Origin of the sequence: Methanobrevibacter sp., assembly GCF_036307625.1 — an archaeon.
GTDB lineage: Archaea > Methanobacteriota > Methanobacteria > Methanobacteriales > Methanobacteriaceae > Methanocatella.
The window spans coordinates 1-26,782 of the sequence record NZ_JAXJXF010000069.1 but is presented as its reverse complement, the minus strand read 5'-3'; the positions used below and the strand labels follow the sequence as shown (position 1 = coordinate 26,782).

The window sequence follows — 26,782 nt, the reverse complement described above, 5'->3', positions numbered from 1 at the left end:
TTATACCTCATGGGCATAATTTGGAAGAACTGATTCATTTAATGGAAATAGGAATGTCCAGTGATGAAGCGATAGCTAGTGGTACTGTCAAGGCTGCTGAATTTTTAGGCCAAAACAATTTGGGCTTGGTAAAAGAGAATTATGTTGCAGATTTGATTTTAGTCAATTCCAATCCGTTAGATGATGTCTCTATTTTATGTGATAAGGATAATGTTTTAAATGTTTTTCAGGATGGTCGTGTAGTTAATGAAATTGGTTATTGATGAAGAGTTGTGTACAGCTTGTAAGCAGTGTGCACAAGTATGTATTCGTGATAATATTGTTGTTGAAGATTTTGCTACCGAAACTGGCAGTAACTGTTTTGAATGTGGGCATTGTATGGCAATTTGCAGGCAAAATGCAATTACTCTAAAATCCTATGAAGGCAAAGAGGATAGGATTGTTGAATATAATCCTCGTGAGATTCCGGTTGATTATGAGGATCTGCTTCAATTTTTAAAGCAAAGAAGATCTATCCGTTGGTTTAAAAATAAAAAAATAAACAAAGATACATTTGATAAACTGTTTGAAGGAGCTTATTATTCTCCGTCAGCACAAAATGAACAGGATGTTGAATTTGTTGTATTGGATGAGAAATTGGATGAATTTATGGAGCTTGTTTATGATATTATCAAAGTTAAAGAAAATGAATTCTTTAGAATAAAAGAATTTGGAGATTATCTGAAAGACAATTCCACAAAAGAATTTCATCCATTGCTTTGGGAAGGAAAACAACTTATTTTAACATTTTCAACTGATAAAACAAGTGCAGTTATAGCAAATACTCGTTTAGAATTACTTGCCTATTCTTTAGGCTTGGGCGGTTTCTATTCACTGTTTATCCTGAAAGCAGATGAAATTGATCACGACAGATTGATGGAATTTTTCCCTGAAATCGATAAGAGTAAACACATGTATTCAACTTTCATTATAGGATATCCTAAAAAGAGATTTAGAAGAACAATACCTCATAATGATATTAAAGTTAATTATTATTAGCTTTCTTTTTTTTAATTTATTTAGCATAACCTAAACTTTTATAAAATGTAAAAGTAATATTTACTTTCATAGTGATGGAATGGTTGTGGTAACATGGTAAAACATAAACATATGGATTTGCCAATTGAAGGAATGCACTGTGCTTCATGTGTATTGAGTGTTAATAAAACTTTTGAAAAAATTGAAGGCGTCGAAGAGGTAGATGCCGATTTGGCGGCTAATAAATTACATATTACTGTAAATACTAAAAAAATATCCTATGAAGAAATGGAAAGGCTGGTTAAAAACTTAGGTTTTGAACTGCATTGCGATGAGATGACCTTAAGAATTCAGGGCATGCACTGTGCATCCTGTACAATGAATGTTGAGAATTTTTTAATCAGATTAGATGGAATTTTTGATGTAAAAGCGGATTTGACTTCCCAATCTGCAAGAATAAGATATGATTCATCAAAAGTGGATATAAATGAAATTGAAAATGTTATTGAATCCTTAGGTTTTGAACTTTTAGGAATTGAAGGTCAAACAGAAATTGATGAGGAAGAAATTTATCAAAAGGATTTAAAAGAAAAGCGTAATAGAATTATTGTGGGTCTTGTTTTCTCAGCAATTTTAATGATATTGATGTTTAGTGGATGGGATCCATTAATGGGAGTTACACATTCCATTAAACAATCAACAGGCATTGATATATCTTCAATGGGATTGCTTTCTTTAATTGTCAGTATAGCTCCGTTTTTATATGTTTCATTGCCAATTTTAAAAGCAGGAATAAATGGATTGATGCATAAGAACCTTAATATGGATGTGATGTATTCCATGGGTATTCTGGTGGCATATGTTTCAAGTATTCTTGGAACTTTCCATATTGTGCTTGACCATTCTTTTATGTTTTACGATTCTGCTGTTATGCTTCCTTCATTTTTAATGATTGGAAGATATTTGGAAGCTAGAGCTAAAAAACGAACTTCTGATTCAATTCGTGAATTGATTGGTCTTCAGCCAACGGTTGCAACAGCAATCGAGCTTGATGACAATGGTGAAATCACTTCTCAAAAAGAGGTTTCAATAGCTGATATTGTGATTGGTGACTTGTTGCTTGTAAAGCCCGGTGAAAAGATTCCCGTCGATGGTGATGTAGTTGGTGGTGAGTCCTATGTTGATGAATCTATGATTAATGGTGAACCTATTCCTAAGGTTAAAAAGGATGGTGAAGAAGTCTTTGCAGGTACCATTAATCAGGATGGGGTTTTATATATCAAGGCACAAAAAATCGGAAAAGAAACTGTCCTGTCCAATATCATTCGTCTCGTGGAGAAAGCTCAAAGTTCAAGACCTCCTGTTCAAAAATTCGCAAATACTATTGTATCATATTTCATTCCGGTAATTCTTTCAATTGCTATAATTGTATTTTTAATATGGTATTTTGTTTTAGGAGAGTCATTACTGTTCTCTTTAACTTGTTTGATTTCAATATTGGTGGTTGCTTGTCCTTGTGCATTGGGACTTGCTACTCCAACTGCAGTTACTGTCGGTGTTGGAAGAGCAGCCGAATATGGTATTTTAATTAAAAATGGGGATACTTTAGAAAATGCAGGTCAAATTGATGTTGCTGCTTTTGATAAAACAGGTACAATTACCGAAGGAAGACCTGAAGTTGATGATATTATAGCTTATGGAATTTCTGAAGATGAATTAATTAAATTGGCGGCTAGTGTGGAACAAAATTCTTCACATCCAATCGCAAAAGCAATTGTAAATAAATCTAAAGAAATTGGTATGGATTTGGATTCTACAACCGACTTTGAAAATGTGACTGGTAAAGGTTTAAAAGCTAAAATTGGTGAAAGTGAAGTTCTTGCAGGCAATTTGGCATTAATGGAAGCTGAAAATGTTGATGTTTCCTCTGTTTTGATTGATAAATATAACACTCTCGAAAGCTTAAGTAAGACCATAATATTTTTAGCCAAGGATAAATCTGTAAAAGGAATTTTAAGTTTATCTGATAAGATTAAGACCAATTCCAAAAGAACTATTGATGAATTGCATAAGATGGATGTTGAGACTTACATGCTGACTGGGGATAATGAATCCACTGCACTTACTGTCGCCCGTGAAGTTGGAATTGATAATGTAAAGGCAGGAGTTCTTCCCGAAAACAAGTTGGATATTGTAAAGCAGGCTCAAGCAAATCACACCAAAAAAGTTTTGTTTGTTGGTGACGGTATTAATGATGCTCCTGCATTAACACAAGCTGATATTGGTGTTGCAATGGGAAACGGAACGGATATCGCTATGGAAAGTGGAGACATTGTTGTGATGGAGGGGGATTTGGAAAATGTTGTAGCTGCAATACAATTTTCTAAAAAGGTTATGCGTAGGATTAAAGAAAATATCTTCTGGGCATTTGCATACAACACAATATTGATTCCTATTGCTGCAGGTGTTTTATATCCTACTTTTGGCATTACATTTGAACCTGCTTTGGCGGGTTTAGCAATGGCGTTAAGTTCAGTAACGGTCATATCACTTTCATTAATGCTTAAGAGATATGTGCCCGAAATAAAAAGAGAAAGTAAAAATTAATTGATTTTTTAATCAATTAATTCTATTTTTAATTTTCCAAGTTTTGGAGCTAAGAAGTTGTAAACTATTGCAATAATTGCTGCAATGACAAATCCTGCAATTAAATTCACGATTACTCCAATAAGGACATTTGCAATGTTTCCACCGCTAATTAACATAATTATTCCAGAAATCAAATGCAATATTGCGCTGATTATTGCAACTGCTATTGCAAGGCTCATCATGTCAATTGAATCGATAGAAGTCATCTCATTTTCTTTGGTTAATTTCAAAATGACTCCTTTGCCTTTGGACGCTAAAAAATTATAGATATAAGTTCCAAGCAGGACAAATATGAATGTTATTATGAATGAACCGAAAATCAACATTATGATTGTCATTGGTTGGCTTAAAACAATTAGCAGTTGATAAAAAGTATAAGCTACTGCCTGTTGACCTCCAAATACTAAAGTTTGGATGGTAGCATTAATGACCAAAGGCAATATGAACACTGAAACTAAATAGAGCAATACTGTTTGGATTAAACTGATTACTCCAATAATGGTTGCGGTTTCAGTTGTTGACATTTTAACAAGTCTGTCGTCATTAAATGATAACTTGATGTTTCTTAATTTTGCTGAAAGTAGATTATAGAATAATCCGTTGGAGAAAAATTGATATATTCCACACATGAATGACCCTACAATGATGGTAGGCACGATATAGATTGAAACTCCGAGATTTACTGGGGAAATTACTCCAATAGCAATTATTACAATTATTGAAAGCAGTAAGGAAATCACTATATTTATTCCTGTTCCAATAATTGTAAAAGAACTCAAGTCAATTGATTTTAATTCTTTTGTTTCACTCATTTTCACACCTAAAACCATTCTTCGGATTTTTCAAGTAATTCGTCAATAATTATAGGTACAGAGCCTATGTAAGTGTGAGGATCCATAATTTTTTCAACATCTGCTTCAGTCAAGTATTTTTGAACGTCTTCATCTTCTAAAATCAGTTCGCCGAGCAATAATTTTTCTTTGTTTGCTTTAATAGCATTTTTTCTTACAATTCCGTATGCAGTTTGTTTTCCCATTCCTGCACGTGTAAGTTCAGCCATTAACCTTTCTGCCATGATTAAACCATTTGTTAAATTTAGGTTTCTTTCGATATTTTCATCATAGAAAACCAAATTGCTCATTAACTTGATTGTTAAGTTTAAGATGTAATCGGTTAAGATGCAGCTTTCCGGAAACATTATTCTTTCACAGGAAGAGTTGGTTAAGTCTCTTTCATGCCATAGGGGGTTGTTGTCTAAAGCAGCATTTACGTATGATTTTACAATTCTTGCAACACCACATATTCTTTCTGCTGTAATAGGATTCATTTTATGTGGCATAGTACTGCTTCCAACTTGTTTTTCAGGATCGAAGTATTCACCAACTTCCATAAGTTCGGTTCTTTGCAAGCTTCTGATTTCCAATCCGATTTTGTCTAAGGTACTTGCAATGTTTGCTAAAACACTGATAAATTCAACATGATTGTCTCTTTGAACTACTTGGTTTGTGATTGTAGCTGCAGGAAGGCCTAAAATTTCAGCAACATTTTTGTGTATTTCCCAACCTTGCTCACCTAATGCGGCGGTGGTTCCGACTGCACCATCCATCATTCCAATACAAACATTTGCTTTAGCATTTTCTAATCTTACATATTGTCTGTGAAGTTCATCAGCCCAAATACCAAATTTCATACCATATGTGGTTGGAAGAGCATGCTGACCATGTGTACGTCCAATGCAGACTTTCATTTTATTTTCTTCAGCCAATTTGAGCATTATTTTTGTTAATCTTTCTAGTTTTTCTTTTAAAACTTCAATTGAGTCTCTAATAAGTAATGAATTAGAACTGTCTACGATGTCATTGGATGTAGCTCCGAAGTGAACATATTCTCCTGCACCATTTTCACAGACTTCTGTAATTCCTTTTGATAATGCGGCAATATCGTGATTTGTTTCTTCTTCAATTGCTTTAACTCTGTCTAGTTTAACAAATTCTGTGGTTGCTTTGGCAGCAATTTCATCTGCAACTTCCTGAGGAATGATTCCTAGTTTTCCTTCAGCCTGTGCTAATGCAGATTCGACATCCAACATTCTTTGTAATTTATTTTCTTCCTCCCAAATCCTTTTCATTTCGGGAGTACCATATCTAAATTCAATAGGGTGTATAGCCATTTTTTATCATCTCATAAAATTATGTTATATAATTTGTTCATAGATGTTATTATATTTTGGTTTGATACAACACATTTATATATCAATTAATAAAAGAAATAATATCACCATTTATATATCAATATAAATAGGTGATTATTTGGAAACTAAAATACGACAGTTTCGCCAAAAATTGGGAATTACTCAGCAAGAACTTGCTGATTCAGTTGGTGTTACTCGTCAAACAGTAAATGCTTTAGAAAATGCTCGCTATAACCCTTCCTTATTATTAGCCTATAATATTACTAAGAAGTTGGGAAAAAAACATATAGAAGACGTTTTTGTCTTTGATGATGATTAATATTTGAATAATATAATTTTTCAAATGCTTATTTAATATTAAATTAATTGCAGTAATTACTTGGGGAATGAATGTTGGCGTTTATAGGGACGAAACATGTCCTAAATGGTAGCTATGCGTATGTAAAATATGATGGTGTAAATAATTATAAATAAGTATTTGTTTTTATTGTAATAATCAGCATTTAAATAATTTAAGTTTAATATAATGGATTCTATCCATTTTTTTTATTTTTTTGATAATATGTCGTTGCTTAATGAAAAAATTAAAGGTATTTCTTTAGTGGAGCTACTGTTGTTGTTTATACTTTTATTCATATCAATTGGTGGCTTGAAATTTTTAAATGTTTCATTTAATTTTAATTATGTTTATTTGGTTATCATTATTTATTTCATATTGAAATTTAGAAATTCCTTTTTTGAGTTTAAACAAGATCTTTTTGAAATTTTTTCCCAATTTTCCTTTAAAAGCATTTTTTCAATTGTGCTTTTAAACATATTTTTTTCTTATGGGATGCTCTATCTTTCAAACTACCTTGTTCAGATTGTTAATCTGAACGGCAATTATTTTGGTTTATTTTTCCCTTCAATGAGTCTGAACAGTGAGATTTTTGGAATAATGGGACTTTTATCCGTGGTTTTGATTTCTCCAATTGTTGAGGAATTGGTTTTTAGAGGGATTTTTTTAAATAAATTAAGGATGATTGTTCCAACAACATTTGCAATTTTAATTTCGTCTCTGTTGTTTGCATCACTTCACAGCTTTGGCAGCATATTTTCAGCCTTTATTTTTGCAATCTGCATGGCTATACTATATTTGAAAAGTGAAAATATTTTAGTTCCTATTTTTGGTCATTTTTTAAATAATTTGATTGGTGAAAGTTTATATCATCTTGATTCTTCTCAAATTTTATTTAAAAATAATTTGGTCGTTGCAGGGATGTCTATTCTTGCAATAATTTCGTTTATTTTAATTTTAAAATTTATTTTTTCCAATTGGAATAATTTTAAATAACTAAAAAATAAGAATATTTATAAAAGGTGTTAACATGGATTTAAGAAAAATTGGTGTTTGTCTGATTTTCATTGGGATTGCCGTGTCTATTGCATTTTATGGCAATGATAAGATTTTCGTTCCTGCATTGACTATTACTGTTTTGGGATTTTTCATAACTGTCGTTGGTTTTGTAAGTGAAATTAGAAAAAGAAAAATTATTAATGACAGGCTTGATGAGGATATTGGAACTGTTCTCCAGCCATTAATCACTAAATATTCAAATCTGAATAAGCAGTATCGAAGTGAATTTGACGGCGATGAGTATACCCAAAAAAGATTGCAACTTAATAGGGATTTGGAAAGAGAAATTTCTGAAAAATTGCCTTATTTGGAAAAAAGGGAAATAAAAAAAATTGTAATTGAGTTCAGCAGAGAACAAGATAAATTATAATTTTTTTTTCAATATTTCTTAATGTACAAAAAGTTACAACAAGGTTTTAAATAGTACATTATTCTAAATTTATATTAGTGATAAAATGTTTTCCCCAAGTATTGAAGAAGTAAAAGAAATAGCAAAAAATGAGGAGTATAAACGTATTCCAATATCTTATGAATTGTTTTCTGATATTGCAACTCCCATTGAAGTTTTAAGAATTTTAAAAGCAATCAGTAATCATTGCTACATGTTGGAAAGTATAGAGGATTCAGAAAAATGGGGAAGATACAGTTTTTTAGGTTATGATCCTCTTTTGGAGTTTACATGTCAAAATGGCATGGTTCAGATTAAAGGCGATGCTGATTTTAAGGAATTCAACGATGATGTAATCACAATAGAAACTGATAATCCCCGTGACATAATTAAAGAATTGGTTTTAAAAAATAAATCTCCAAAAATTGATTATTTGCCTCCTTTTACTGGCGGTTTTGTAGGATATTTTGCTTATGATTATATTAAATACTGTGAACCTTCACTTAATTTGGATGCTGAAAATCAGGACAAATTCAAGGACATTGATTTGATGTTATTCGATAAGGTCATTGCCTTCGATAACTTTAAACAAAAAATTATCATCATTTCAAATATCAAAACAGATGATTTGGAGAATAATTACAAAAAAGCATGTGAAGAATTAAAAGAAATAGCCGATTTAATTAAAAACGGCAAAAAAGCTAAAGTTGAACCTTTGAAATTAAAATCCGAATTTAAGGCCGCATTTTCACGTGAAAAATATTGTGACATGGTGAATAAGGCTAAAAATTACATTAAGGAAGGAGATATCTTTCAGGTGGTTTTGTCAAATAGAATCGAAGCCGAAATTTCCGGAAGTTTATTTGATACATACAGAGTTTTGAGAACCACCAATCCGTCTCCATACATGTTTTATTTTTCAAGCAATGACATTGAAATAGCAGGAGCATCTCCTGAAACTCTGGTCAAATTAAATGATGGGAAATTGTACACATTCCCCCTTGCAGGAACAAGACCTCGCGGTAAAACTGTTGAAGAAGATTTAAAACTCGAACAGGAGTTATTGGCCGATGAAAAAGAATTGGCCGAACATAATATGCTTGTGGATTTGGGACGCAATGATATTGGAAGAATTGCAGAAATAGGATCTGTTAATGTCGACAAGTACCTGTCAATTGAAAGATTTTCCCATGTGATGCACATAGGATCTACTGTAACTGGAAGATTAAGGTCTGATTTGGACTCTCTTGTAGCCATAGATTCAATATTGCCTGCAGGAACATTGTCAGGTGCTCCTAAAATAAGGGCATGTGAAATAATCAATGAACTTGAAGACAATAAGAGAGGAATTTATGGCGGTGCGATTGGATATGTTGATTTGAGTGGAAATATTGATACTTGCATTTCAATAAGGATTGCTTTTGCACGCAACAATAAGGTATTTATTCGCTCTGGTGCAGGTATTGTTGCAGACAGTGTTCCGGATAATGAATTCGATGAATGTTTAAATAAGGCGGCTGCAGTAATCAACGCTTTAAAAATTGCTGATGGAGGTTTAGAATGATTCTATTGATAGATAACTATGACAGTTTTTCATATAATCTGTTCCAATTAATCGGTGAAGTAAATTCAGATATTTTAGTTTATAGGAATGATAAAATCACATTAGATGAAATCAATAATCTAAATCCGGATGCGATAATTTTGTCTCCGGGGCCTGGAAAACCTGAAGATGCGGGAATTTGCATTGATTTGGTAAATGAATTTTATGATAAAATTCCAATTTTGGGTGTTTGTTTGGGTCATCAAGCTATTTGCACTGCATTTGGCGGAAAGATTTCTTATGCTAAAAGGTTGATGCACGGCAAATCTTCTGAAATATCAATTGATGATGATGAAATCTTTAAAAATTTGGAATCAAAAATCACTGTCGGAAGATATCATTCATTAAGCTTAATCGAAGATAGTCTTCCTGATTCTCTAAAAATTATCTCAAAAGCGGATGATGATGGTGAAATAATGGCAGTCAGACATAATGACTTTGATGTTTATGGTTTACAATTCCATCCCGAGTCAATATTGACTCCGGATGGGTTGATGATTATTAGAAACTTTATTGAAAAAATAGGTATGGTTTAAATGATTAAAGAGGCAATATTGAAAGTTTATAAGCATGAAGACTTAACTTATCAGGAAGCTTATGATACTATGGATGAAATCATGAGTGGTGAGGCAAGTGAAGTTCAGATGAGTGCCTATTTAACTGCAATGTCAATGAAAGGTGAAACAATTGATGAGATTACAGCTTCTGCTGAAGCGATGAGGGCTCACTGTGTAAGATTGCTGAATGATGAGGAAGTATTGGAAATTGTTGGAACCGGTGGTGACGGTTCGAATACATTCAACATATCCACAACCTCTTCTATCGTAATTTCAGCTGCAGGCATTCCTGTAGCAAAGCATGGAAATAGGTCTGCTTCCAGTAAATGTGGGGCTGCCGATGTATTGGAAGCGTTGGGTGTTAATATTTACATTGAACCCGAAAAAAGTTTGCAATGTTTAAAAGAGATTAATCTATGCTTTTTATTCGCTCAGAATTATCATTTGGCAATGAAGTATGTTGCCAATGTTAGAAAAGAATTGTCCATAAGAACCATATTTAATATATTGGGTCCTCTGACAAATCCTGCTGGTGCTACCATGCAAGTTTTAGGAGTATATGAAAAACAATTGGTGGATCCGCTTTCAGAAGTATTGAAAAACCTGGGAGTTAAGTCTGCAATGACTGTCTATGGTTTGGATGGAATGGATGAAATTTCTGCAAGCGATAAAACTTGTGTTTCTGAACTTAAGGATGGTAAAACAATGACATATGAAATAACTCCTGAATACTTTGGTATGGAACTTGTATCCAAAGAAGACCTTGTTGGCGGAGATGCAAGGGAAAATGCACAAATCACATTGGATATTTTAAATGGTGAAAAAGGACCAAAAAGAAATGCGGTTGTTTTAAATTCTGCTGCAGGATTCTATGTTGCAGGAAAAGTAGATAACTTAAGGGAAGGAGTCAAACTGGCAGAAGAAATTATTGATTCTGGAAAAGCTCTTGAACAGCTTGAAAGATTTGTTGAAGTTACAAATAGATGATTATTATGTTGGATAAGATTGTTGCAAAAACTGAAGAAAGACTGATTGAAGCTAAGAAAAACAAACCTCTTGAAGAAATTAAGGAGGAAGTGTCAAAATTAGAGATTAATGATGAATTTCCGTTTAAAGATGCATTGGACGATCCTCAGATTGCAATTATTGCTGAAGTCAAAAAGGCTTCTCCTTCAAAAGGAGTAATTGCAGAGGATTTTGATTATTTAGCTATCGCTAAGGAATATGAGGATGCTGGTGCTTCAGCAATTTCTGTTTTGACAGAACCTTACTTTTTTCAAGGGTCTAATGACTTTTTAAAGGAAATTTCTGAAAACGTTTCAATCCCTGTTTTAAGAAAAGATTTTGTCATTGATGAGTATATGATTTGGGAAGCTAAGTTACTCGGAGCTTCTGCAGTACTTTTAATAGTATCAATATTGGATATTGTTCAGTTAAAAAAATATTTGGATTTGGCTCATGATTTGGGCCTTTCTGCAATAGTTGAAACTCATGATGGTAATGAGATAAGGACTGCCATGAATGTGGGTGCTGAAATTATTGGCGTTAATAATAGGAATCTGCAGGATTTTAGTGTAGATATTGATAATAGTATTAGTTTACGTAGATGTGTCAGTGACAATATACTATTTATTTCTGAAAGTGGCATTAAAACAAAAGAAGATGTCACCAAATTAAAAGAAAATAATGTTGATGCAGTTTTAATTGGCGAAACTTTAATGAAAAGCGATGATAAAACTTCATTGATTGCGGAGTTAAAGAATGGTTAAAATTAAAATCTGCGGACTTAAAAGATTGGAGGATATTGAGATTGTCAATAAATACAAACCGGATTATATAGGTTTTGTATTCGCAGATTCAAAAAGAAAGGTTTCACATGATTTGGCTTTTGAAATGAAAAATAATTTAAGCTCAGATATAGTGTCTGTAGGAGTTTTCGTTGATGCAGACATTGGTGAGATTGTTGATTTGTTCGACAGGGGAGTTATTGAAATTGCTCAACTTCATGGATTGGAAAGTGAAGATTATATTAGGAATTTAAAAGAAAATACTAATTATAAACTAAAAATTATTAATGCAATTGAAATGTCTGATGAAAAGGATTTATTGGAATATGATAATTCACTTTCTGATTATTTGTTGCTTGACAGTGGTAAAGGCAGTGGAAAGACTTTTGATTGGAGTTTGATTAGAACAGATTTGACCAAAGACTTCTTTTTGGCTGGTGGAATTGATATCTCAAATGTAAATCATGCTATTGAAGAGTTTAATCCCTTTGCTGTTGATTTAAGTTCAAGTCTTGAAACTGATGGATTTAAGGATGAAAATAAAATTAAAGAAATAATGGAGGTTATACGTTGAGTAGAGGAAGATATGGTGAGTATGGTGGCCAATACATATCTGAAACATTAATGAATGAATTATTGTACTTGGAAGAGCAGTATAATCATTATATTAACGATCAGGAATTTGTAGATGAACTCAATACATTATTAAAGGAATATGCTGGAAGGCCATCTTTGTTATATTATGCTAAAAGAATGACCGAAGACCTTGGAGGGGCAAAAATCTATTTGAAACGTGAGGATTTGAACCACACTGGTGCTCACAAAATCAATAATGTTTTGGGTCAGGTATTGCTTGCCAAAAAAATGGGTAAAACAAGAGTTATTGCAGAAACTGGTGCAGGTCAACATGGTGTAGCTACTGCAACTGCTGCCGCTTTGCTTGATATGGAATGTGAAGTGTTTATGGGTGAGGTAGATACAAAAAGGCAGGCATTAAATGTTTATCGTATGGAATTGTTGGGTGCAAAGGTTCACTCAGTTAAATCCGGAACCAAAACCTTAAAGGATGCAGTAAACGATGCATTTAGAGATTGGATTGCCCGTGTTCATGATACTAATTATGTAATAGGTTCAACAATGGGGCCTCATCCATTTCCTATGATTGTTAGAGATTTCCAAGCTGTAATAAGTGCTGAAGCTAGAGACCAATTCCTTGAAAAAGAAGGAAGACTTCCAAATGCTGTAATTGCATGTGTCGGTGGTGGAAGTAATGCGATGGGAGCATTCTATAATTTCATTGAAGATGATGATGTTAAATTGATTGGATGTGAAGCCGGTGGAAAGGGTATTGACACTCCATATAATGCAGCAGCCCTGACAAAAGGAAAAATTGGAATATTTCATGGAATGAAATCCATATTTAATCAGGGGGACTATGGTCAAATTGCACCGGTATATTCAGTTTCAGCCGGTCTTGATTATCCGGGCGTTGGGCCGGAACATGCATATTTGAGAGACACTGGTCGTGCGGAATATGTTCCGATTACTGATGAGGAAGCAGTCAATGCATTTGAATATCTGTCAAGAATGGAAGGTATCATTCCTGCTATTGAAAGTGCACATGCTGTCGCTTATGCAATGAAAATAGCTCCTGAAATGGATGAAAATGATATCATCATGGTTTGTCTTTCTGGACGGGGAGATAAGGATGTTCGTTCAATTGCAGAATATAGGGGAGTTGATTTAGGTGAGTAAAATAGCAAATGCATTTGAGAACGGCAAAGCATTCATCGGCTTTTTGACTGCCGGTGATCCAACTGTAGAAAAAACAGTTGAATACATATTGGCTATGGAAGAGGCAGGTTGTGATTTAATAGAGATTGGTATTCCATTTTCAGACCCGATGGCTGAAGGTGTTGTAATTCAGGATGCAAATGTTCGTGCATTGAAGCACAATACAACCACTGATGATGTTTTTGATATTGTAAAGGCGGTTCGTGAAAAAACTGATGTTCCTCTTGTATTTTTAACATACATAAATCCCGTTTTCTTTTATGGTTACGAAGAATTCTTTAAAAAATGTGGGGAATTGGGCGTTGATGGAATCATTTCACCTGATTTGCCTTATGAGGAAAAAGGTGAAATTTCTGAAATTGCCAGAAAAAATGATGTTGATGTCATATCATTGATTGCACCTACTTCAAAGGAAAGAATTCAAAAAATAGCCACTGATGCAACAGGTTTCATTTACGTTGTTTCATCATTGGGAGTCACTGGAATGCGTAGTGAAATCAAAACAGATTTAAATGCAATTCTTAAAGATATTAGGGATGTTACTGACTTGCCTTTGGCTGTTGGTTTTGGTATTAATACTCCTGAACAAGCTCAAAATATTGGTAAAATCGCTGATGGAGTCATTGTTGGAAGTGCAATAGTAAAAATCATTGAAGAACATGGGGAAAATGCGACTGAACCATTGAAAGATTATGTTTCAAGTATGAAAAAGGCAGCAAATGAATGATTTTTAATCCATGAAAAAATTTATATAAATAGATGAGACATATATAAATATATTATAATAATATTACTTTAGAGGATTATTTATGTTTAAAGCAGAATTAAGTGATTCCAGTATATTAAAAACCAGTTTTGATGCTATTTCATCAATCGTTGATGAAGTACAAATTCAAACTGATAGTGAAGGCATGAGATTAGATGCCTTAGACCGTAGTCACATAACTTTCGTACATTTAGAGTTAAAATCTAGCTTATTTGACGAATATATTTGTGATGTTCCTGAAAAAATTAATATTGATACTGATGAGTTTATGAGAGTACTTAAACGTGCAAAATCTCAAGACAGAGTATTGATGTCTGTTGATGAAGGAAATTTCATTATTACTTTTGAAGGAGACGCTACAAGAACTTTTAAAATAAGATTAATCGATATGGAATATGATAATCCTGTTCCACCAACAATCGAGCATCCTACTAACTTTAAGGTTCGTTTCTCCATATTGAAAGATTGTATTAATGATATTGATATTTTCTCAGATAAAATAGCACTTCAGGTTGATGAAGATTATTTCATTGCATCTGCAGACGGGGAATTTGGTGACGCAAGTATCAAATATCTCCATGGTGAAAATATTAATGAACATGCAAAAGCTTTATTCTCATTAGATAAGATTAGAGAAATGCTTAAAGCGGATAAATTTTCAGAGGAAGCTGAAATTAGTTTAGGTACTGATATGCCATTAAGTTTAACTCTTACTATGGTTACTGGTGACGGTAAACTTAGTTTCTTGCTTGCTCCTAGATTAGAAACAGATGAATAATTTCATTTGTTTATCTTTTTTTTTATTTTTATAAATTTTTTTAGAGATGGTTATCAGTGGATCAGTTTTACAAGACTTTACGTGATGTTCAAAAGAAGGAACGGAATAATGGTACTCTTTCTCGTGTGGATGAGACTTTTTACAACGATATACATGAGTATATGGATGTATTGAAACAAGAAGCAATTAATGATCCATTTTCAAAAGCTCCAGCTATGCTTAAGGAAGCTCAGATTATTGCAACTGATATCTGTCAGAGAAGGGAGACAAAAATTACCAACTCTGCAGTTCTTAACATTCACAGGTCTTATCATCTGTTTACTGGTAAACCTCAATTTGATTTGGTTGACACCACTCCTTTAAATTTGACACCTGAGGAAGAAAAGTTCTATTTTTCATTAATCGATACATTGAGAAATCATAGGCATAACATTTCATTGGAAAAATTATCTGAAGATGAAAACCAGATTGAAAAGAAAATCATTAAACCGAAAGAAACTCAATCAAACACATTAACTTCTCCTGAACCTACCAAAAAACAGGAAAATGATGATGAAGTATTGGATAGGCTGGATGAAATTTCTAAAGCTAAACCAATAATAGGTGAGAAAAGACAACCAATTGAAAAGCAAATTGCTAATTCTCAAGTCATGGCATCAAAAAAGGAAAATGTTTCTAAAGCTCCTGTATCAAAACCTAAAGTTGATAATATTGAAGAAAATCCAAATGCCTTCGATGAAAATGAAGAATTTTATGATTTGGAATCTAAAAAAATAGCTAGGGACACAGAACTTGTTACAATGTTGGTTTTTGATGAAATTGGAGCTATTGTGGGTGTTGATGAAAGGGTTTACGGTCCGTTCAGACCTCAGGATTTGGTCACCTTGCCATTGATTAATGCAAAAATATTTTTCAAAAATCATAAGGGCCGTCAGGTTAAAATTTAAGGAATTGCCATTAACTTTAAATAACTTGATAAATAGATATATTAATCGTATCTATTTGTGATAATAAAAAATTATATTTTTTTATAATTTGGATTTTTGCTGTCTGTAGACTTGATGCGTTACAATGCAGTTTTAATCTCTAACGTTTTCTAATAAAATTTGAGTTTAGATAAATTCATAGATAGGTTTACAATGACTTATTAATTATGGTGAAAAAATGAAAATACCAAAAGAAAAAAGAACATACTGTCCTCACTGTAAAAGACACACTATGCATGAGGTACACACTGCTAAAAAAAGGAAAGCAAGTGAATTAACTTGGGGACAAAGACAATTCAGACGTGTAACTGCTGGTTACAGAGGTTATCCAAGGCCTTTACCTGCCGGAAACAAACCTGTTAAAAAATTAGACTTAAGACTTAAATGTAAAGAATGTGGTAAATCTCACATTAAACAATCTTTCAGAACTGGAAAACCAGAATTTGTAGCAAAATAGGTGATTAACATGGTTAGTAAAGGAAGAGGAAACTTTTTAAAAGTTAAATGTTTAGATTGTGACAATGAGCAAGTAATCTTTGACCGTGCTGCATCTGATGTAAAATGTATTATTTGTGGTAAAACTCTTGTCAAATCTCGTGGTGCTAAAGCTAAAATCACCGCACACATTGAAAAAGTTTTAAACTAGATTTCTAGTTTTCAACTTATTTTTTTACTATTTTTTATAATTTTTTTTATTAATGTTGGTGAGAATATGGTAAGAAAAAGTCAAGAATGGCCTGATGAAGGGGAACTTATTGTCGGTACTGTTTATAAAGTTCTTAATTATGGGGCTTTTGCTAAATTAGAAGAATATCAGGGCAAAGAAGCTTTTATTCATATTTCTGAAGTATCTTCTGGTTGGGTAAAAAATATTAGAGATCATGTAAGAGAAAATCAAAAAATCGTCTGTCGTGTTCTCAGAGTTAATCCTAAAAAGGGGCATGTTGATGCTTCTTTAAAAAGAATCCGTGAAGATCAAAGAACTAAAAAAATCCAACATTGGAAAATTGAACAGAAAGCTGAGAAATTTTTAGAATTATCTGCTAAATCCTTAGATAAGAGTTTGGATGAAGCTTATGATGAAGTAGGTTATGAGCTCATGGATATCTTTGGTGATGTTTATGGTGCTTTTGAAACTGCTGCTGATGAAGGTGCAGAATCTCTTACTGAAGAAGGAATTCCTCAAGATTGGGCAGATGCTATTACTGAAGTTGCTAAAAAGAACATTACTCCACCTGAAGTTCATATCAGTGGTTATGTAGATATTGAAACTTTTGTACCTAATGGTGTTGAAATTATTATTTCTGCTCTTAAGGCAGCTGAAGATAATGGCGATGCGGAAGAAGAAATCAAGGTCCAATGTGTTGGTGCACCAAGATATAGGATTACTGTAAAATCTACTGATTATATCTTAGCTGAAAAAGCTCTTAAAGCTGCTGCTGAAAGATGTATTGCAGTTGTTGAAGAATCTGAAGGAAATGGTACTTTCTTAAGAGAGTTGGATAATTAGATTCTTATGAATATGAAAATGAATAAATGTCCCGAATGTGGAATTTATACTTTAAAAGATGCTTGCCCTAAATGTGGCGGGCAACTTAAAGTTATTTATCCTCCAAAATTTTCAATTGAGGATAAATACGGAAAATATCGTCGTATATTAAAAAAGGAATCAATGAAGGAGCAATAGGATATGGACGTTACAGAAATTACTACTTTGGAAGAAATTGAATTGAATAATCCTATTTTTATAGAAGCATTGCCTGGTATTGGTCATGTTGGTAAATTAGCTGCTGATCATATTATTGATGAATTTGGAGCAACAAAGTTTGCTGAAATATATTCTCCAACTTTTCCGCCTCAAGTTCTTGTAAAAGAGGAAGGTTTAATTGCAAACATGATTAATGAATTGTACTACATAAAAGAAGTTGGCGAAGATAAATTGGATTTAATAATTATTGTAGGTAATACTCAGTCTTTAAGTCCAGAAGGCCAATATCTATTGTGTAAAGATGTTTTGGATTATGTTAAACCATTTGACATAAGCAGGATTTTTACATTGGGCGGAATGGCTACTGGTCAGCCTGTTGAGAATCCTAAAGTTTTCGGAGCAGCTACTCATGAAGAGGATGTTGAACTGTTAAAAGAAGCTGGTATTGAAATCAGATCCAATGACGGCGGTATCGTTGGAGCTTCCGGACTCTTTTTAGGTCTTGCTGTTCGTCAAGGACTACATGGGTCTTGTCTTATGGGTGAAACACCAGGTTATTTCATTGATGCCGAATCTGCAGAAGCTATCTTAAATAAACTTTCCTATTTGCTTAATTTTGAAATTAATGTTGATAAATTGGAAGAAAGAGCTGAAGAAACTAGACAAATGATTGCTAAAGCTCAACAAATGGAACAGGATTTAATTAATAAAGCTAACGCAGGTAACGCTGATGATTTAAGATATATTGGATAGTCAATATATCATTTTTTAACTTTTTTTTACATGAATGTTGTAGTCATTCCTGATGCGGCAATGATTGTTGTGCCTTTGATTGAGAGGAATGGGCATACTTATTTGTCTCCCTCAAATTTTTCCAAATATGACAATATGGATATTTGCGAGGGTAATCTGTCATATGATAATCTGTTAAATAACTATTTTTCAAGTGAAATTCCTTCCGGTGTAAGAGGAAGACTTTTTTTGTTTTCAAGAGTTTTAGACAAGGCTGATGCTGCAATCATTATTGGAAAACGTCCTAAAAATTATGTTAGGATGTATAATGTTTTAAATGAACTGATTATGTTTGGGAGCAGTTCTTGCAATAATGCACATAACTTGTCTGTCAAGCTAATTGAAGATATGAATATTCCGACATTGAAATTGGCGTATCCGACAGATAAAAATCAAATTATCAGTTTAATCAATGAAACCACTTTATTTTTAAAAAATCTCGATGATTCTTCTTCAAGTGTCAATAAAGATAATATAAATGCTGATTTGGAAATTAAAAAGGATAAATATCCAATCAACAATCTTAAAGAGATTTTAAATAATTTGATATAATATGAATTATAATTTTTAAATATGTTGGTTAATGCGGATTTTCATGTTCACAGCTGTTTTTCATCAGCATCATCAAAGGACATGCTAATTAAAAATATGGCTCCCAAAGCTAAATTAAAAGGATTGAATCTTTTAGGCACCGGAGATGCTTTTCATCCTGGTTGGTTGGATATAATTGAAGAAACTACGGTCTATTCGGGGGATGGAATTTACACTTATGACGATATGGATTTTGTTCTAACCACCGAAGTGGAAGGCAAAAACAGAATTCATCATCTGATTATCATTCCTGATATTGATATTGCCCGTGAATTGTCAGAAAAATTGGTGTCTAAAAACAAAAATGTTGACGGCAGACCCAGAACAGGTTACACCGGCGCTGAACTTTTGGACATGGTTAGACAGTATGACTGCTTGATTGGTCCGGCACATGCATTCACTCCCTGGACCGGAATGTACAAGTCCTATGATAGTATTTATGACTGCTATGGCGAAAAACCTGATTTTGTTGAATTGGGCTTGTCTGCAGATACTGATATGGCAGACACTGTTTTGGAACTGAAGGATTTTCCATTCCTGACAAATTCCGATGCCCATTCCCCATGGCCTCATAGGTTAGGTAGGGAGTTTAATGCAATGGAGCTTAAAGATATTTCATTTTCATCCATAAAAAGTTCAATTACTTCCAATAAAATCAAAGCAAATTATGGATTGGTTCCGAACTTGGGAAAGTATCACATGACCGCATGTACCAAATGCTATAAAATAATCGATCCCGCATTTGCAAAGGAAAATAAAATGAAATGTGAATGTGGTGGAAGGGTTAAAAAAGGTGTGGACTTTAGAATTTCTGAAATTGCCGATTATGATGAACCTAATCATCCTGACTTCAGACCGAAATACGTTCATCTGATGCCTCTTGCCGAACTGATTTCAACTGTTTATGATAAAGGCGTTACAACCAAGACGGTTCAAGGTATCTGGCAGAAATTGGTTGATGCTTTCGGCACTGAAATTGATGTCTTAATCAATGCTTCATTGGAAGATATTTCCAAAATAGATTTGAAAGTAGCAAATGTTATCGAATCATTCAGAAACAATACAATCGAAGTTGTTCCAGGTGGTGGAGGACAATATGGACATATTGTATTCAATGAATCTGTCAAAAAAAGTAAAGCAACAAAAACTGTTACTTTAGATAATTTTTAAAACGGACTTGGAGGGATTTGAACCCTCGATCTTAAGATTAGGAGTCTTACGCCCTTCCAGACTAGGCTACAAGCCCAAAATAAATATACAAAATAAAATTTTTTTTTTAAAAAAAAGAGTCATTAAGAGCGGACCCGCCGGGATTTGAACCCGGGGTCTTCGGATTAGAAGTCCGACGCCCTATCCAGCTAGGCTACGGGCCCCTTAAATACAACAATAATTAATATGTTTTTTGTCTTATATATAGTTATCTATTTTTTATAAAAAATAAAAAAGGTTGAGATTAAAGTTTAACCTCTTCCAGTTGAGCCGCTAGAATCACTAACACTTATTGAATCTACAGCTTCACCATTTTCATTATATATTGTGAAGTACCAGTACCCATCAGAGTAGTATCCGCCTCCAGCGTAACATCCTGGTTCTGAAACAGCGCCTGCTGCAATACTTTGTGCATCAGAGTAAGACAATGAAGGACCATAATTTGAAGATGAACCTGAGTCACTTCCACTATCACTGCTACTACTACTGCTACTACTACTATAACCGCTGTCACTGCTGTAGTCTGATCCTGAGTCAGACCCGGAACCACCATCACTGCTGTAGTCTGATCCTGAATCGGAACCTGAACCGCTGTCACTTCCTGAAGTTGTTGCTACGGAAGATCCACTTCCATTATTTGCGGAAGTATTGTTTCCAAGTCCATTTCCAGTATTTTTAGCAGGCATACTGGATAAATCTGAAAAGATTGGATTGTTACTATTGGTAATTCCATATGCTGCAACTGCTGCTGCAATACATAATACAATAATTATTGAAATAATTATGTTAGACTTTTCCAATATTATCCCTCCTATAAATTATATTAAATATAATAATATAATTAAGTTCTTTATCTTTTATATATATTTCTATCTTCATTTTTAGTATTAGTTTATAAATATAATCAAACAAATATTATTAATGTTAGTTTCTAAGTTTTAAAATTGAGGTGACAAATTTGAAAGATAGAGTAGTTATATCTCCTACAACTCGTCAAGAGGGCCATGCCGAACTTGTCATGGAAGTTGACGATGAAGGGATAGTTACAAAAGGGATGTATTTAAGTATAACTCCTGTTAGGGGTTTAGAAAAGATGGTTCTTAATAAAGCTCCTGAAACCGCTCCTGTATTATGTCAAAGAATCTGTGGAGTATGTCCAATTCCACACACTTTAGCATCTGCAGAAGCTATGGACATGGCTTTAGGCATCGAAATTCCTAAAGCAGGAAAATTATTAAGAAAAGCTGTCGCTGCAGCACACGGTATTAACAGTGCAGCAATTCACCACTTTTTAGTTGCACCTGACGTTGTCCCAGAGGACAAATTCGTAGATGCAGTTAACAGCGTAAGTGAAGTAAGAAAAAATGTTCAATACGTTGTTGACATGATTGCTGGTGAAGGTATCCACCCATCTGATATTAGGGTTGGTGGAATGGCTAGAAACATCACACCATTCACAAAAGAAAGATTAATTGAAAGAATGACTGCTTTAAAACCAAAACTTGAAGCACACGTTGAATTTATTAAAAACTGTGTACTTGAAGCTGGTTTACCTAAAGATTTAGGTGTAGTTAACCAACCATTAATGGCAGCAGATGCAACTTATGGTACCAACGATTTCGATATGAACAAATTCTCAGAAGTATTACCTGAAGCATGGTATGATGATCCTGAAATTGGAACTAAAGCATGTTCAGTAATTCCTTTATGGGAAGGTACTAATGTAGAAACAGGTCCTAGAGCAAGAATGGAAAAATTCCAAGGATTCAAAGACAAAGGTGTTATTGCTCAACATGTAGCTCGTGCTGACGAAATGTTGAAAAACTACGATGCTTGTTTAGAAGCATTAGATGCAATTGATCCTGCAGCACCTGCAAACGTATCATATGATAAAAGAGGAACTGGTGAACTTGGATTTGGTGTCATAGAAGGTCCTAGAGGAACTGACGTACACATGGCACAAGTAAAAGAAGGAAAAACACAATTCTACTCTGCAATTGTACCAACTACTTGGAATATTCCAACAATGGGTCCTGCAACTGAAGGATTCCACCACGAGTTAGGTCCACACGTAATCAGAGCTTACGATCCATGTTTATCCTGTGCTACTCACGTGATGGTAGTTGACGATGAAGATAAATCCATTCTTAAAAATGAAATGGTGAGAATCTAAGTATTTGGGAGGATTTATTAATGCCTTATGATTCGGAGATAATTGTTGTCGGATGCGGAAACGTTTTATTTAAAGATGATGGATACGGTCCTATTGTCATTAACTTATTGCAAAAATTGTTTAATGATAAAAATGACTATTATGATCCTGCTGTTACAGACTATGTGGAAAACGAATTCGATAAGGACATTTTAAAAGAAATTCAACAGAAAGTTGAGGGCAAAACATTGCCTGACGGGGTTCAATTTGTTGATGGAGGAACTGCCGCACCAACTAACTTTTTCCCATTATATTCTGAATATGACTGGAAAAAACTGGTGGTAGTTGATGTTGTCGAGTTCAATGATGAACCTGGTACAGTGGATACTTTTGATCCTAGTGTAATGCAACAAGGAAAATATGACAATCCTCATGGAATGACTGTTGAAGATCCACTTCGTGAAATTTCTGAAAATAAATGTGAGGTTGTAATTGTAGGTTGCAAACCTGCTGAAATACCAACTCCGGATGTAGATATGGGTTTAACAGAACCAGTAAAAAAGGCAATTCCAAAGACTATAGATATTATTTTAAATGAAATCGGGGTAAAATAATGTTTGATAAATTGAAAAAAGCTTTTGGCGGCGATGAAGCTAAAGCACCAAAAGCAGAGAAAAAAGTTGAAGCTGCTCCTGCAGAAACAAAAGCACCTGCAGCAGAACCTAAAGCTGCTTCATCAAAACCACGTATTGGTTACATACACTTAAGTGGTTGTACTGGAGATGCTATGTCCTTGACTGAAAACTATGACATTTTATCTACTGTACTTACTGATTTAGTTGATATTGTATACGGACAAACTTTAGTAGACAAATGGGTTCACGGTACTTTCGCTGAAGAAATGCCTGAAATGGACTTATGTTTAATTGAAGGATCAGTTTGTTTACAAGATGATCACAGTGTTCAAGAACTTTTAATGGCAAGAGAAAAATCAGGTTTAATCTGTGCATTCGGTTCCTGTGCTATGACTGGTTGTTTCACCACCTTTGCACGTGGAGGACAACAAGCACAACCTAAACATGAATCATTTGCACCAATCAGCCAATTAGTTAAAGTTGACTGCGCACTTCCTGGTTGTCCTGTAGCTCCTGAAATGATTGCAAAAGTAGTTGTAGCATTATGCAATGGAGACATGGAATACTTACAACCTGCTATTGATAAAGCTGCTTGCAACACTGGCTGTGGCTGTGATGTATTAACCAATGTAATCCGTAACGGATTATGTACTGGATGTGGAACTTGTGCTCTAGCTTGTCCAACAAGAGCTATGGGCTTTTCTGAAGGTAGACCTAGCTGTGACAGAGATAGATGTATTAAATGTGGATCTTGTTATGCAATGTGTCCAAGAGCATGGTTACCTATAAAGAGAATTAAAGAGGATACTGGATTATAGGAGGATTGAACATGCCATTAGGTACTTATAAAGAAGCATTATCTGCAAGATCAACTGATAAAAAAATATTAGATGTATCACAAGACGGAGGAATTGTTTCAGCATTACTCTGTTACGCACTCGATGAAGGAATCATTGAAGGTGCAGTTGTTGCTGGAACTCCTGATGAAGACTGGAGACCTATTCCTACTGTTGTAACCTCATCTGATGAAGTTATCGCAGCAGCAGGTACTAAATACTCAATGTCCCCAACCTTATCTGCTTTAAAAGAAGCAACCCGTCAATACGGTTTAGAAAAAGTTGGTGTTGTATCAACTCCATGTCAAACCCAAGGTTTAAGAAAAGCACAATCTTACCCATTCACTAGATTCGTCGCTGATAAAGTAAAATTAATCATCGGTATCTACTGTATGGAAAACTTCCCAATGGCTTCTCTTGACACCTTTGCTACCGCAAAATTAGGATTTGACAGCTTACAAGATGCAACTAAAATGGACATCGGTAAAGGTAAATTCTGGTTAACCAAAGATGGAGAAGACTCTGGTTTAGCTATCAAAGAAACACACGGATACGAACAAGCTGGATGTAACATCTGTATGGACTATGTTGCTGAATGGGCCGACGTATCAACAGGTTCTGTAGGATCTCCTGACGGATGGTCCACTGTTTTAACCAGAACTGATGATGGTGAATCTGTCTTTAAAGCTGCTGTTGACGCTGGTTTAATTGAAACAAAACCAATGGATGACGTAAAACCTGGTCTTCCTTTACTTGAAAAATTAGCTAAAGGTAAGAAAGATAAAAACGGTAAAGAACGTGAAAGAAGAGCTAAATTAGGATTACCACTTCCTGTGGAATACTAATTCCTTTTCTTTTTTTTCTTTTTTCTTTTTTTTTAAACTAAACTTTAAATATTTTAATCCTCAAATATAGTCATATTATTTTGACGGAGGAGTATAAAATTAAATTAAATAAATTTTTCATTTTACTATTGATGATTTCTATTTTGCTTTCAGTGTCTGTTAGTTTTGCAGCGGATGAAAATGCGACCGATTTGGCATTGAATGCTCAAAAAGGAGATATTGTTGATGTTTCAAATCAAAATGAGATAGTTGACACAAGTAATGAAGTAGCTGTTTCTGCTGATTATTCTGTTGATTCAAATGATAGTTCCAGTTCAATTATTCCTGGTAAAGTTGTAAAAAGGTATAATGGTGCTGTTGAGTATTCTGCAACTTTTTTAGATGGGGAAGGTAAACCATTACAAAACACTGTTGTATACTGTGGACTGGATTCAGTCTTGTTAGGAGTCAATGCAACAACAGACTCTAACGGCGTTGCCCTATTTTTGTTGCCTGGTAAAAAAGGTGTTCACACATTATATCTTGTAAATACTGTGACTCCCGGTATTGTTTCGGATAATATAACTGTATTTGATGTATTGAGCGGAAACAAAAACTATAATCTTTACTTCAATAGCGGAAAGTATTATACTGTTAAGGTATATGGAAATGATGGAAAGCCTGTTGGAGCGAATAAAAAGGTTACATTCACTGTAAACTTAAAAAAACATATTGTAAAAACTGACAAAAAAGGCAATGCAAAATTGAAAATCAATTTCCAGCCTGGGTCTTATCTGGTGACTGCCCAATATGGGAATTTCCTTGTGGCAAACAAGATTATAGTTAAGCCTATTTTGATTCCTATGACTCAATTTGGAGCTAAAAAAATAGGAAAAACTTTCAAATTTAAGGTAAAATTGCTTAACAATAAAGGAAAAGCATTTAAAAATAAAAAAGTGAAAGTCAAATTCAATAAAAAGAATTATTTAGCAAAGACCAATAAAAAGGGAATTGCAACTTTCACATTAAAAACACCCACAAAAATGGGAAGTTATAAACTTGTTTCTTCATATGGAAAGGCAAAGGTAACCTCACTTTTCCAAAGATATTATATTAGGTAAAGGAGTTTTCACTCCTTTTTTTTTAAAATTTTAAATGGTTGTGACGGTACAGCCCTCTTTTTCAACAATGACTGTGTGCTCTTTTTGGCTTACAAAGCAGTCCTGCTTTTCGCGTAACGGTGCATAAGGATAGATTGCCATTGCATCGGATAATTGTTTTAATGCTATCTTTCCTCTTCTTTCACCGAATTCGCTTGTAATCCATCTTCCTGAAAACGGCACATATGCGTGATTATGTTGAATGTAGTTCAATACTTTTTTTGTGCTTCTCATTCTGAACGGTTTGTTTGCAATATATGAATAGATGTAATGTCCTGGTGCATCATTCACGATTCCTTCACCGTTGGTTGCAAAAGGTTCTATTGCAATTGCCTGACCTTCATCCAAGACATATCCGTCATGATTGTCGTAATTTGGTATGGAAATACCTGCATGCAAATTGTTTTGCTCCAAGCTGTGGCCGGTTAGGTTGAAAATAGGATTTAAGTTATATTCGGAAATTGCCTCATGGACTGCAGCACCTATTTTTGACACTTCAATTCCTGCCCTGACAGTTGATATTGCCGCTTCAAGACCCGCTGCTGAAGCTTCTACAATTTCCTCATGCAAATTAATTTCGTCCTGTGAATAATACTCGCCTATATTTCCGTCAGCAATGACTGTCACTGCCGAATCTGCAATATATCCATTAACCATTGCACCTAAATCTAATTTTACCATGTCTCCTGCTTTGATTAATGTTTTATCATTTGCAGGTGAGGTGTAATGTGCCGCTATTTCATTTAATGAAACGTTACATGGAAAAGCAATTTCGGCCCCAGTTTTTAAAATTTCGCTTTCTACGTATTCAACTAAATCAATGACCAAAGTTCCATCTTTAATCATTTTTGAAGCTTCACTACGAATGTCTGAAACAATTTTTCCAGCTTTTATGTATGATTCCATCATAATTTTTTACCTTCTGTATAAATAATTAATTTTATAATTGATAAAGTTTATATT

31 protein-coding genes and 2 tRNA genes are annotated in these 26,782 nt (G+C 33.9%); 27 read left to right on the top strand and 6 right to left on the bottom strand.

The window, feature by feature from the left end:
• The 3 genes from UIB65_RS04605 to UIB65_RS04595 all read left to right on the top strand — a co-directional run.
• On the top strand, nt 1–263 hold a 263-nt coding region (locus tag UIB65_RS04605), incomplete at its 5' end, for an amidohydrolase family protein (protein WP_330039940.1).
• Nucleotides 247–1,038 carry a nitroreductase family protein gene (locus UIB65_RS04600; protein WP_330039939.1) on the top strand — a complete coding sequence of 264 codons (792 nt, stop codon included), beginning with the start codon at nt 247–249 and terminating at the stop codon, nt 1,036–1,038. The genes UIB65_RS04605 and UIB65_RS04600, both read left to right, overlap by 17 nt.
• Nucleotides 1,039–1,131: 93 nt before the next feature.
• Entirely contained in the window at nt 1,132–3,624 is a 2,493-nt protein-coding gene (locus tag UIB65_RS04595; protein WP_330039938.1) for a heavy metal translocating P-type ATPase, read from the top strand.
• Between the two features lie 8 nt (nt 3,625–3,632).
• Here the strand turns inward: UIB65_RS04595 and UIB65_RS04590 are convergent, their stop codons facing one another.
• The gene (locus UIB65_RS04590; RefSeq protein ID WP_330039937.1) at nt 3,633–4,478 is read right to left on the bottom strand and encodes a hypothetical protein; all 846 of its coding nucleotides are present in this window, start codon (nt 4,476–4,478) and stop codon (nt 3,633–3,635) included.
• 8 nt (nt 4,479–4,486) lie between these two features.
• Complete coding sequence (purB, locus tag UIB65_RS04585; RefSeq protein ID WP_330039936.1) at nt 4,487–5,836, bottom strand: adenylosuccinate lyase; 1,350 nt, start codon at nt 5,834–5,836, stop codon at nt 4,487–4,489.
• A gap of 139 nt (nt 5,837–5,975) precedes the next feature.
• Between purB and UIB65_RS04580 the strand changes: the two genes are divergently transcribed.
• The 19 genes from UIB65_RS04580 (at nt 5,976) to UIB65_RS04490 (ending at nt 20,173) form a co-directional block, all read left to right on the top strand.
• Nucleotides 5,976–6,176, top strand: a complete 201-nt coding sequence (locus UIB65_RS04580) for a helix-turn-helix transcriptional regulator (RefSeq protein ID WP_296804103.1) — start codon at nt 5,976–5,978, stop codon at nt 6,174–6,176.
• Nucleotides 6,177–6,383: 207 nt separating this feature from the next.
• Complete coding sequence (locus tag UIB65_RS04575) at nt 6,384–7,190, top strand: type II CAAX endopeptidase family protein (protein ID WP_330039935.1); 807 nt, start codon at nt 6,384–6,386, stop codon at nt 7,188–7,190.
• Between the two features lie 34 nt (nt 7,191–7,224).
• Entirely contained in the window at nt 7,225–7,623 is a 399-nt protein-coding gene (locus UIB65_RS04570; RefSeq protein ID WP_330039934.1) for a hypothetical protein, read from the top strand.
• A gap of 85 nt (nt 7,624–7,708) precedes the next feature.
• The gene (gene trpE / locus UIB65_RS04565) at nt 7,709–9,205 is read left to right on the top strand and encodes an anthranilate synthase component I (RefSeq protein WP_330039933.1); all 1,497 of its coding nucleotides are present in this window, start codon (nt 7,709–7,711) and stop codon (nt 9,203–9,205) included.
• Entirely contained in the window at nt 9,202–9,780 is a 579-nt protein-coding gene (locus tag UIB65_RS04560) for an aminodeoxychorismate/anthranilate synthase component II (RefSeq protein ID WP_330039932.1), read from the top strand. The genes trpE and UIB65_RS04560 overlap by 4 nt, the downstream gene beginning before the upstream one ends.
• Nucleotides 9,781–10,788 carry an anthranilate phosphoribosyltransferase gene (gene trpD, locus UIB65_RS04555; RefSeq protein WP_330039931.1) on the top strand — a complete coding sequence of 336 codons (1,008 nt, stop codon included), beginning with the start codon at nt 9,781–9,783 and terminating at the stop codon, nt 10,786–10,788.
• 5 nt (nt 10,789–10,793) lie between these two features.
• Nucleotides 10,794–11,570 (top strand): indole-3-glycerol phosphate synthase TrpC, encoded by a 777-nt coding sequence (gene trpC / locus UIB65_RS04550; RefSeq protein ID WP_330039930.1) that lies wholly within the window; start codon nt 10,794–10,796, stop codon nt 11,568–11,570.
• Nucleotides 11,563–12,162: a phosphoribosylanthranilate isomerase gene (locus UIB65_RS04545; protein WP_330039929.1), complete on the top strand. Its 600-nt coding sequence runs from the start codon at nt 11,563–11,565 to the stop codon at nt 12,160–12,162. Before trpC ends, UIB65_RS04545 begins: the two co-directional genes overlap by 8 nt.
• Nucleotides 12,159–13,343 carry a tryptophan synthase subunit beta gene (trpB, locus tag UIB65_RS04540; RefSeq protein WP_330039928.1) on the top strand — a complete coding sequence of 395 codons (1,185 nt, stop codon included), beginning with the start codon at nt 12,159–12,161 and terminating at the stop codon, nt 13,341–13,343. Before UIB65_RS04545 ends, trpB begins: the two co-directional genes overlap by 4 nt.
• Entirely contained in the window at nt 13,336–14,109 is a 774-nt protein-coding gene (trpA, locus tag UIB65_RS04535; protein ID WP_330039927.1) for a tryptophan synthase subunit alpha, read from the top strand. The genes trpB and trpA overlap by 8 nt, the downstream gene beginning before the upstream one ends.
• Nucleotides 14,110–14,191: 82 nt before the next feature.
• Nucleotides 14,192–14,926 (top strand): proliferating cell nuclear antigen (pcna), encoded by a 735-nt coding sequence (gene pcn / locus UIB65_RS04530; protein ID WP_296804093.1) that lies wholly within the window; start codon nt 14,192–14,194, stop codon nt 14,924–14,926.
• Between the two features lie 56 nt (nt 14,927–14,982).
• Entirely contained in the window at nt 14,983–15,873 is an 891-nt protein-coding gene (locus UIB65_RS04525; RefSeq protein WP_330039926.1) for a hypothetical protein, read from the top strand.
• Between the two features lie 217 nt (nt 15,874–16,090).
• Nucleotides 16,091–16,369: a 50S ribosomal protein L44e gene (locus tag UIB65_RS04520; protein ID WP_292743332.1), complete on the top strand. Its 279-nt coding sequence runs from the start codon at nt 16,091–16,093 to the stop codon at nt 16,367–16,369.
• Nucleotides 16,370–16,378: 9 nt separating this feature from the next.
• Nucleotides 16,379–16,558 carry a 30S ribosomal protein S27e gene (locus UIB65_RS04515; RefSeq protein WP_067044971.1) on the top strand — a complete coding sequence of 60 codons (180 nt, stop codon included), beginning with the start codon at nt 16,379–16,381 and terminating at the stop codon, nt 16,556–16,558.
• A gap of 66 nt (nt 16,559–16,624) precedes the next feature.
• Nucleotides 16,625–17,422, top strand: a complete 798-nt coding sequence (locus UIB65_RS04510; RefSeq protein WP_330039925.1) for a translation initiation factor IF-2 subunit alpha — start codon at nt 16,625–16,627, stop codon at nt 17,420–17,422.
• Nucleotides 17,423–17,428: 6 nt separating this feature from the next.
• Nucleotides 17,429–17,599: an RNA-protein complex protein Nop10 gene (locus UIB65_RS04505; RefSeq protein ID WP_296804089.1), complete on the top strand. Its 171-nt coding sequence runs from the start codon at nt 17,429–17,431 to the stop codon at nt 17,597–17,599.
• A 3-nt stretch (nt 17,600–17,602) separates the two neighbouring features.
• Nucleotides 17,603–18,373, top strand: coding sequence for a proteasome assembly chaperone family protein (locus UIB65_RS04500; RefSeq protein ID WP_330039924.1), 771 nt, complete (start codon nt 17,603–17,605; stop codon nt 18,371–18,373).
• A 30-nt stretch (nt 18,374–18,403) separates the two neighbouring features.
• Nucleotides 18,404–18,964: a DUF2112 family protein gene (locus tag UIB65_RS04495; RefSeq protein WP_330039923.1), complete on the top strand. Its 561-nt coding sequence runs from the start codon at nt 18,404–18,406 to the stop codon at nt 18,962–18,964.
• A 21-nt stretch (nt 18,965–18,985) separates the two neighbouring features.
• Complete coding sequence (locus UIB65_RS04490; RefSeq protein ID WP_330039922.1) at nt 18,986–20,173, top strand: TIGR00375 family protein; 1,188 nt, start codon at nt 18,986–18,988, stop codon at nt 20,171–20,173.
• A gap of 2 nt (nt 20,174–20,175) precedes the next feature.
• On the opposite strand, the gene UIB65_RS04485 is transcribed toward UIB65_RS04490, so the two are convergent.
• The 3 genes from UIB65_RS04485 to UIB65_RS04475 form a co-directional block, all read right to left on the bottom strand.
• Nucleotides 20,176–20,249 (bottom strand) — tRNA-Arg (locus tag UIB65_RS04485).
• 53 nt (nt 20,250–20,302) lie between these two features.
• Nucleotides 20,303–20,376, bottom strand: a tRNA-Arg gene (locus UIB65_RS04480).
• An 87-nt stretch (nt 20,377–20,463) separates the two neighbouring features.
• The gene (locus UIB65_RS04475; protein WP_330039921.1) at nt 20,464–21,012 is read right to left on the bottom strand and encodes an endoglucanase; all 549 of its coding nucleotides are present in this window, start codon (nt 21,010–21,012) and stop codon (nt 20,464–20,466) included.
• A gap of 158 nt (nt 21,013–21,170) precedes the next feature.
• On the opposite strand from UIB65_RS04475, the gene frhA reads away from it, so the two are divergent.
• The 5 genes from frhA (at nt 21,171) to UIB65_RS04450 (ending at nt 25,780) form a co-directional block, all read left to right on the top strand.
• On the top strand, nt 21,171–22,385 hold the full coding sequence (gene frhA / locus UIB65_RS04470) for a coenzyme F420 hydrogenase subunit alpha (protein WP_296804079.1): 1,215 nt from the start codon (nt 21,171–21,173) through the stop codon (nt 22,383–22,385).
• A gap of 20 nt (nt 22,386–22,405) precedes the next feature.
• Nucleotides 22,406–22,978, top strand: a complete 573-nt coding sequence (locus tag UIB65_RS04465) for a hydrogenase maturation protease (protein WP_330039920.1) — start codon at nt 22,406–22,408, stop codon at nt 22,976–22,978.
• Nucleotides 22,978–23,817, top strand: a complete 840-nt coding sequence (gene frhG / locus UIB65_RS04460) for a coenzyme F420 hydrogenase subunit gamma (protein WP_296804077.1) — start codon at nt 22,978–22,980, stop codon at nt 23,815–23,817. The genes UIB65_RS04465 and frhG overlap by 1 nt, the downstream gene beginning before the upstream one ends.
• A gap of 11 nt (nt 23,818–23,828) precedes the next feature.
• Nucleotides 23,829–24,680 (top strand): coenzyme F420 hydrogenase subunit beta, encoded by an 852-nt coding sequence (gene frhB, locus UIB65_RS04455; protein ID WP_296880849.1) that lies wholly within the window; start codon nt 23,829–23,831, stop codon nt 24,678–24,680.
• Nucleotides 24,681–24,811: 131 nt separating this feature from the next.
• Nucleotides 24,812–25,780 (top strand): hypothetical protein, encoded by a 969-nt coding sequence (locus tag UIB65_RS04450; RefSeq protein ID WP_330039919.1) that lies wholly within the window; start codon nt 24,812–24,814, stop codon nt 25,778–25,780.
• Between the two features lie 30 nt (nt 25,781–25,810).
• Here UIB65_RS04450 and map read toward each other — a convergent pair whose 3' ends face one another.
• Nucleotides 25,811–26,728 (bottom strand): type II methionyl aminopeptidase, encoded by a 918-nt coding sequence (gene map / locus UIB65_RS04445; RefSeq protein WP_330039918.1) that lies wholly within the window; start codon nt 26,726–26,728, stop codon nt 25,811–25,813.
• Between the last annotated feature and the right edge of the window lie 54 nt (nt 26,729–26,782).

Excerpts from the sequence above, each read along its gene's own strand:
- UIB65_RS04600 (WP_330039939.1), top strand. The coding sequence starts at position 247 with ATGAAATTGGTTATTGATGAAGAGTTGTGTACAGCTTGTAAGCAGTGT.
- UIB65_RS04595 (WP_330039938.1), top strand. The coding sequence starts at position 1,132 with ATGGTAAAACATAAACATATGGATTTGCCAATTGAAGGAATGCACTGT.
- UIB65_RS04590 (WP_330039937.1), bottom strand. The coding sequence starts at position 4,478 with ATGAGTGAAACAAAAGAATTAAAATCAATTGACTTGAGTTCTTTTACA.
- purB (WP_330039936.1), bottom strand. The coding sequence starts at position 5,836 with ATGGCTATACACCCTATTGAATTTAGATATGGTACTCCCGAAATGAAA.
- UIB65_RS04575 (WP_330039935.1), top strand. The coding sequence starts at position 6,384 with ATGGATTCTATCCATTTTTTTTATTTTTTTGATAATATGTCGTTGCTT.
- UIB65_RS04570 (WP_330039934.1), top strand. The coding sequence starts at position 7,225 with ATGGATTTAAGAAAAATTGGTGTTTGTCTGATTTTCATTGGGATTGCC.
- trpE (WP_330039933.1), top strand. The coding sequence starts at position 7,709 with ATGTTTTCCCCAAGTATTGAAGAAGTAAAAGAAATAGCAAAAAATGAG.
- UIB65_RS04560 (WP_330039932.1), top strand. The coding sequence starts at position 9,202 with ATGATTCTATTGATAGATAACTATGACAGTTTTTCATATAATCTGTTC.
- trpD (WP_330039931.1), top strand. The coding sequence starts at position 9,781 with ATGATTAAAGAGGCAATATTGAAAGTTTATAAGCATGAAGACTTAACT.
- trpC (WP_330039930.1), top strand. The coding sequence starts at position 10,794 with ATGTTGGATAAGATTGTTGCAAAAACTGAAGAAAGACTGATTGAAGCT.
- UIB65_RS04545 (WP_330039929.1), top strand. The coding sequence starts at position 11,563 with ATGGTTAAAATTAAAATCTGCGGACTTAAAAGATTGGAGGATATTGAG.
- pcn (WP_296804093.1), top strand. The coding sequence starts at position 14,192 with ATGTTTAAAGCAGAATTAAGTGATTCCAGTATATTAAAAACCAGTTTT.
- UIB65_RS04520 (WP_292743332.1), top strand. The coding sequence starts at position 16,091 with ATGAAAATACCAAAAGAAAAAAGAACATACTGTCCTCACTGTAAAAGA.
- UIB65_RS04515 (WP_067044971.1), top strand. The coding sequence starts at position 16,379 with ATGGTTAGTAAAGGAAGAGGAAACTTTTTAAAAGTTAAATGTTTAGAT.
- UIB65_RS04510 (WP_330039925.1), top strand. The coding sequence starts at position 16,625 with ATGGTAAGAAAAAGTCAAGAATGGCCTGATGAAGGGGAACTTATTGTC.
- UIB65_RS04505 (WP_296804089.1), top strand. The coding sequence starts at position 17,429 with ATGAATATGAAAATGAATAAATGTCCCGAATGTGGAATTTATACTTTA.
- UIB65_RS04500 (WP_330039924.1), top strand. The coding sequence starts at position 17,603 with ATGGACGTTACAGAAATTACTACTTTGGAAGAAATTGAATTGAATAAT.
- UIB65_RS04495 (WP_330039923.1), top strand. The coding sequence starts at position 18,404 with ATGAATGTTGTAGTCATTCCTGATGCGGCAATGATTGTTGTGCCTTTG.
- UIB65_RS04490 (WP_330039922.1), top strand. The coding sequence starts at position 18,986 with ATGTTGGTTAATGCGGATTTTCATGTTCACAGCTGTTTTTCATCAGCA.
- UIB65_RS04465 (WP_330039920.1), top strand. The coding sequence starts at position 22,406 with ATGCCTTATGATTCGGAGATAATTGTTGTCGGATGCGGAAACGTTTTA.
- frhG (WP_296804077.1), top strand. The coding sequence starts at position 22,978 with ATGTTTGATAAATTGAAAAAAGCTTTTGGCGGCGATGAAGCTAAAGCA.
- frhB (WP_296880849.1), top strand. The coding sequence starts at position 23,829 with ATGCCATTAGGTACTTATAAAGAAGCATTATCTGCAAGATCAACTGAT.
- UIB65_RS04450 (WP_330039919.1), top strand. The coding sequence starts at position 24,812 with ATGATTTCTATTTTGCTTTCAGTGTCTGTTAGTTTTGCAGCGGATGAA.
- map (WP_330039918.1), bottom strand. The coding sequence starts at position 26,728 with ATGATGGAATCATACATAAAAGCTGGAAAAATTGTTTCAGACATTCGT.